Annotated in this window: 6 protein-coding genes and 1 pseudogene; 2 read left to right on the forward strand and 5 right to left on the reverse strand. The window is 55.9% G+C overall.

Translation table 11 applies throughout. The features are described 5' to 3' along the window. From sppA to wrbA, 3 genes are all read right to left on the reverse strand, one after another. Window positions 1-1,513, reverse strand: a 1,513-nt coding sequence (gene sppA, locus ACTG39_RS13980; protein ID WP_439108177.1) for a signal peptide peptidase SppA, incomplete at its 3' end; no start/stop codon positions are given. Window positions 1,514-1,519: 6 nt separating this feature from the next. Beyond that, window positions 1,520-1,921 (reverse strand): DUF2069 domain-containing protein, encoded by a 402-nt coding sequence (locus ACTG39_RS13985; protein ID WP_439108178.1) that lies wholly within the window; start codon window positions 1,919-1,921, stop codon window positions 1,520-1,522. Next, on the reverse strand, window positions 1,918-2,517 hold the full coding sequence (gene wrbA / locus ACTG39_RS13990; protein ID WP_439108182.1) for an NAD(P)H:quinone oxidoreductase: 600 nt from the start codon (window positions 2,515-2,517) through the stop codon (window positions 1,918-1,920). Before wrbA ends, ACTG39_RS13985 begins: the two co-directional genes overlap by 4 nt. Window positions 2,518-2,619: 102 nt before the next feature. On the opposite strand from wrbA, the gene ACTG39_RS13995 reads away from it, so the two are divergent. Beyond that, window positions 2,620-3,840 carry a YihY family inner membrane protein gene (locus ACTG39_RS13995; protein ID WP_439108179.1) on the forward strand — a complete coding sequence of 407 codons (1,221 nt, stop codon included), beginning with the start codon at window positions 2,620-2,622 and terminating at the stop codon, window positions 3,838-3,840. 19 nt (window positions 3,841-3,859) lie between these two features. After that, entirely contained in the window at window positions 3,860-4,354 is a 495-nt protein-coding gene (locus ACTG39_RS14000) for a TlpA family protein disulfide reductase (protein ID WP_439108180.1), read from the forward strand. Here ACTG39_RS14000 and ACTG39_RS14005 read toward each other — a convergent pair. Together ACTG39_RS14005 and ACTG39_RS14010 are read right to left on the reverse strand one after the other, a co-directional pair. Further along, window positions 4,340-5,311, reverse strand: a complete 972-nt coding sequence (locus tag ACTG39_RS14005) for a quinone oxidoreductase family protein (RefSeq protein ID WP_439108181.1) — start codon at window positions 5,309-5,311, stop codon at window positions 4,340-4,342. The genes ACTG39_RS14000 and ACTG39_RS14005 overlap by 15 nt on opposite strands. Before the next feature lie 10 nt (window positions 5,312-5,321). Further along, window positions 5,322-5,570: pseudogene (locus ACTG39_RS14010) on the reverse strand (6-pyruvoyl trahydropterin synthase family protein); the annotation flags it as partial.

The following is a 5,570-nucleotide window of genomic DNA, read 5'->3' on the forward strand; positions in this document are numbered from 1 at the left end:
TGGCGCTGAGGACCCGGCCTTGCGCGAGTCCATCGAGCGTTTCCCTATCAATAGAACGACTCTCTGACACCAGGGTCAAAAACTGTTCATAAAGGCCATCAACGGACTGCTGCAAGACATCCGATAAAGCAGGATCCAGGGATCTGTCTGGACGCAGAGCGCCGGCTAACTTGGTGGTACCGACGCCATCGGTCTGGATACCACCTTTAGCAAGCAGGCGCTCAACGGTAGGAAACGCGGCAAACACGCCAATGCTTCCGGTAATTGTCGTGGGCGTCGCGAATATCTGATCTGCAGCGGTTGCAATGTAATACCCCCCGGAGGCGGCAATGCTGCCCATACTCACGACCACGGGCATCCCTGAATCCCTTATTCGTTCTAATTCAGCGCGAATAATCTCGGAGGCAAAAACGCTACCCCCTCCCGTAGTCACGCGCAGAACAATGGCCCGGGTGCCCTCACGCTTCGCGGTATTACGTAAAAGCCGTGACAAGGTATCGGAGCCGATTCTTCCAGGAGGCTGCTCTCCAGGCAGCATATTGCCCTGAGCGGTGACAATCGCCACCTTGGGAAGATCCGGTGCGGCAAGGGTTGGGCGCATACGCGATACATACTGCGCAAAAGAAATTCCGGCAAAACGACCGTCCTCGTCCCTGGCGCCCACCAGCGAGCTGAGATACTGGTTTTGCTGAGCACGATCGAGCAAGTCGTCCACAAGGTCTGCATTCAACGCCAGGCTCGCCGCGTTTCCACCGGCAAGACGAAGTCGCTCGGGGTAATCATTCAGGAGCGCGTCAACGGCTCCGGACTCCAAACCGCGCCGTTCCTCGACGGATTCTACATAGGCCTCCCAGAGATCATTAAGCCATTCACGGGTAATCCCGCGTTCTCCCGGTGACATGTCGTTGCGAAGAAAGGGCTCCGCAATGGACTTGTACTCCCCCGCTCGAAACACATGCATGGTGATGGACAGCTTCTCCAGCGCATCGGCGAAATAGTTGGTGTAAACACTAAAGCCTTCGAGTGCCACTGCGCCAAACGGGTGCATCAGTAAGGTGTCGGCTTCTACAGCCAGCCGATATTGGTCCTGCGTGTAATAGTCACCTATCGCCACCACCGGTTTACCACTCTCCCGAAAACGCGCAATCGCCTCGGCAAGCTCGGTAGTTTTACTCTGCCCGATCGAGACGAGGCCACCCAGCTGTAGCACCAGCGCTGTAATACGCTCGTCGGTACGGGCAAGCTCAACGCTGTCGATGAGATCAGCTAGCAGCGCTTCGCGACTAGCGGGCTCCTGCTCAAAAATCAGACTCGCCGCCTCTATCTGGCTCCGCTCATCTACCACCCGACCCGTGGGGTCAAGCACTAACGCCGCTCGCTCCGGCAAGGACTCCGGCTTGCCGGTAAATGTCACCCAAAGCACCAGCAACACAAGAATGAAAACCAGGTTCGCCAGGGCTAGGCGCAGTAGGGTGAGGCCACGCCAAAGTGCCAGAAACAGTCGCTTAATCAAGAGAATCTAAACCTCGGTTTTCTGTTGTGTGTCAGTGCGCGCTTGCAGCTCTCTAGAGCGTTGACGCACATAAAACATTGAGCAGGCAAAAAGTAATATAACGGCACTGAGTTCTGCCTGGGCTCGAAAGCTCTCAGGCTCGGCAAAGATTCGCAAAATGGCAAAAACGAAGTACAAAAGACTCACGAAGGCCAGCCAGGTATATCCCCTGAGACTATCGCGGAGCATTCCCGGAAGTAACATCAACAAGGGAACAAACCAAAAAAACAGCAGCACCCAGGGAACCGAGCGCTGCCAGGCGTCCAAAGCCTGGGTAACTATCAGGAGTAAAAAGCCACACCAAGTGCCAAGCCAGATCCACAACACCGATGACCCTCTGGGAGCGACACTCACCGCCTCGTCACTCATGCGAGACGCGCACAGGTCTGCGCTACGCGTCGACCAAGGGCACGACAGAGCTGTAGCTCCGTGTCGTCCATAGCTCGCCCACCGTCCGCACCCGCCCAGTGAGACGCACCGTAAGGCGTTCCCCCGGAAGTTGTCGTCATCAAACCGGCTTCGCTATAAGGCAAACCCAAGACCAACATACCGTGATGAAGCAACGGTAACTGCATCGACAGCAAGGTGCTCTCCTGCCCGCCGTGCAAGCTGGAGGTAGATGTAAACACCGCCGCCGGCTTATCAATCATCGAACCGCTGAGCCAAAGGTCGGAGGTTTGGTCAATGAAGTATTTCAGAGGGGCTGCCATGTTCCCAAAACGCGTCGGTGAACCCAGCACCAGCCCGGAACAGTGTCGCAGGTCGTCGATACTGCAATAGGGAGGGCCATCATCAGGCACCCCATCGGCACTCTGCTCTGTCTCCGCGGAAACAGGCGCAACCGTGCGCAGTCGCGCCTCAAAACCGGTAACGGTGCTCACCCCACGCGCAACCATGCGGGCCATAGCTTCAGTGCTGCCCTGACGGCTGTAGTAAAGGACGAGAACGTAGGCAGATTGCTGCATAAATAAGGACTTTCCGGGAACAAACAGAGTCCCGCAGTATAGCAAAGTGCCCATCAGCCTCCTGTCGTGCGTCCTCGGGCCGCTTTCTGCGATAATCAGCACATGGACTCCTTGCCGAACACTTTTTATAAGCTTCAGCGTCGCGCGCGGTATCTTGCCGCTCGTTACAAAACGGACCGCTGTCGTGACACCGCAGCGGCTCTCACCTATATGTCGCTGTTCGCCCTCGTCCCGCTACTTACGGTGTTCTACACCATGGCCTCCGCAGTACCCGCATTCCAGGGGCTCGAATCGAGCATTCAGGAGCTGCTCTTTGACAATCTTGTGCCCGAGACTTCCGCAGGCATAGAAGAGTACGTCTCTGACTTCTCAAGGCAGGCAAAGAATCTCACCGGTTTTGGTATCGCTTTTTTGATCGCCACCGCCGTTCTGATGCTGCGCAACATCGAACAAGCGTTCAATTTAATTTGGCGCACTCGAGGTAATCGCGGTCCCGTTTCAAGCTTTCTTCTCTACTGGGCAATCTTATCCCTCGCTCCGGTGACCATAGGTCTGGGACTGGGTGTCAGCACCTTTCTTGCCTCCTTTGCCGGTCGCCTCGAAGAATGGGACATCATCGGGATCGGCGCCCTGTTTCTTCGCATGCTTCCCTATTTCCTTCAGATTGTCGGCTTTACCCTGGTTTACGCGGCCGTACCTAACTGCCGCGTCCCTGTTAAACATGCGGTGGTCGGCGGGATTATTGCGGCGACGAGTTTCAACATCGCTCGCGCGCTTTTCACCAAGTTAGTGGCTGGCTCGAGCATCACGTTTATTTACGGCGCATTTGCCGCCGTGCCGCTATTTCTGCTGTGGATTTACATCTCCTGGATGATCGTGCTGATTTCCGCAATTGTGGTGCACAGCCTATCCGCCTATCAGAGCGAAGCGCAGTCGCGACGACCTCTAGTGCTCAAAGCATTGGAAGTTTTGGAAACGCTTTACCGACGGCAAGCTGAGGGCCTACCCTTGAGAGAGCTCGATCTTTTGAAGGATCGACATTTGGCGGTAGATGCGGAGAGCTGGCAAAAACTGCGCGACTGCTTGTTGAAGTATCGTGTTATCGCGCAGAACGAACGCGGCCACTATCTTCTGGCGAGAGACCTTCACAGCGTAGCGCTATGGCAGCTGCAGCAATGGCTGGACGTTGAAGGTGAAATTTCCATGGAAACCCACGATTCCATGCCCGCCTGGGAACAGCAGACAATCACCCTCCTTAAGGAGCAGCAACAGGGTGTTCGAGAGCACTTGAACATGCCCCTAGCCACATTATTTGAGCAATAAGCATTTGAGCAATAAGCCCATGAAATCCATCAGCGACAAAAGCAATCAATGGCTGCGAGGCGCCACCTTACTCCTTGTGCTTATGTGCCTTAGTGCTTGCGATAAGCTGGGTTCGCAGGACCCGACCAGCCTGGACACCTTGGGAAGCTGGACCTTTGTCAACTATTGGGCAAAGTGGTGCAAACCCTGTATCCAGGAAGTGCCTGAACTCAATCTGTTGCACAAGCGCGACGGCGTTCGCGTGCTGGGAGTTAATTACGACGGAGCCCAGGGCGAAGAACTTCAAGCGCAATTGGATAGTCTGAATGTGCAGTTTCCCACGCTGAATGAGGACCCCGCAGCCCGCTACGGCGTCGAACGTCCGCAGGTGTTGCCCACAACGCTAGTAATAGACCCTCGGGGCGTCTTAAGTGCCGTTCTCATCGGCCCTCAGACAGAAGCATCACTCCTCGCAGCGGCGGATATCGCAGAGTCTCACGGGGACGGCCCGGGGCAGCATTCAGGGGATGAGTAGCGAAGACCCTACCGTGCGCCGAGCTTCCAACTCTGCGTGCGCTCGCTGTACTTCGGCCAGCGGATAGCGCTGCGCAATAGTCACCTTGACCCGACCATCCAGTACTCTATCGAACACGGCGGCGGCGCTGTCGCGCATCTCTTCCTTGGTCGCCACGTAGCTCATAAGAGTAGGTCTTGTGATAAACAGAGACCCCCGCGCAGCGAGCTGTTGCAAATCAAACGGCGGAGGACTACCGGAGGCGTTTCCAAAACTGACCATTAAGCCCCGGGGAGCCAGACAGTCGAGGGATTGCGTAAACGTCGCTGCACCCACTCCATCGTAGACGACCGGAAGCATTTTCTCGTCCGTAATCTCTCGCACCTTGGCAACCAGGCCAGGTTCGTCATTCAAAAAACAGTGGGCGTAACCGTTCTCCAAAGCTAGCTCACGCTTTGCCTCGCTGCTCACGGTGCCAATAACTTCAGCGCCTAGCGCCGATGCCCACTGACCAAAGATCAGCCCCACACCTCCGGCAGCAGCAGGAAACAGTGTCTGCTGCCCCGCCTCTAAGGGGAAAGTTCGCTGAAGGAGATACTCCACCGTCGCCCCCTTGAGAAGCACCGCAGCGGCGGTATCGAAATCTATGCCCTCGGGCAACGGCACGAGACGCTCTGCAGGGAGAATAACCGCCTCGCTGTAAGCTCCGAACCCCGCCGCGCAGTAGGCAACGCGGTCTCCTACGGATAGATCGACACCCTCACCAACGGCCTCAACAACACCGGCGCCTTCAAGACCAATCCCCGTGGGAAGCGGCAATGGATACAGGCCGCTTCGATGGTACGTGTCAATGTAGTTGAGTCCGATAGCACGATTTGCAACTCGAGCCATACCGGGTCCAGGCTCGCCTAGCTCGCAATCGACAAAAGTGAGAACCTCGGGACCACCAACCTTCTTAATCTGTACAGTATTAACCACGTTTTAATCCTTAGTTGCGGGCAATCGCCTCATCCATTGCCGACCATTGGGCGCAGCCTTTTTGTCCGGGACCGGAAGCCACACAGACGTCGAGCTCTGCAATCGCCTCCCCAGCCGATGCTTCCAGCATACGCCCCAATAGGTAGTGCGCGAACTCTTCAACTGTCGCATTAACGATAGGCAGGATAAGTGTATCTGAGCAAAGAAACTGCATTTCCTCGCCATTGAAAACAACGCGATATACATCACCCTCTCTTGT

This window comes from Congregibacter sp., from assembly GCF_965662665.1.
Classification (GTDB): domain Bacteria; phylum Pseudomonadota; class Gammaproteobacteria; order Pseudomonadales; family Halieaceae; genus Congregibacter.

Excerpts from the sequence above, each read along its gene's own strand:
- ACTG39_RS14000 (WP_439108180.1), top strand. The coding sequence starts at position 3,860 with ATGAAATCCATCAGCGACAAAAGCAATCAATGGCTGCGAGGCGCCACC.
- ACTG39_RS13995 (WP_439108179.1), top strand. The coding sequence starts at position 2,620 with ATGGACTCCTTGCCGAACACTTTTTATAAGCTTCAGCGTCGCGCGCGG.
- ACTG39_RS13985 (WP_439108178.1), bottom strand. The coding sequence starts at position 1,921 with ATGAGTGACGAGGCGGTGAGTGTCGCTCCCAGAGGGTCATCGGTGTTG.
- wrbA (WP_439108182.1), bottom strand. The coding sequence starts at position 2,517 with ATGCAGCAATCTGCCTACGTTCTCGTCCTTTACTACAGCCGTCAGGGC.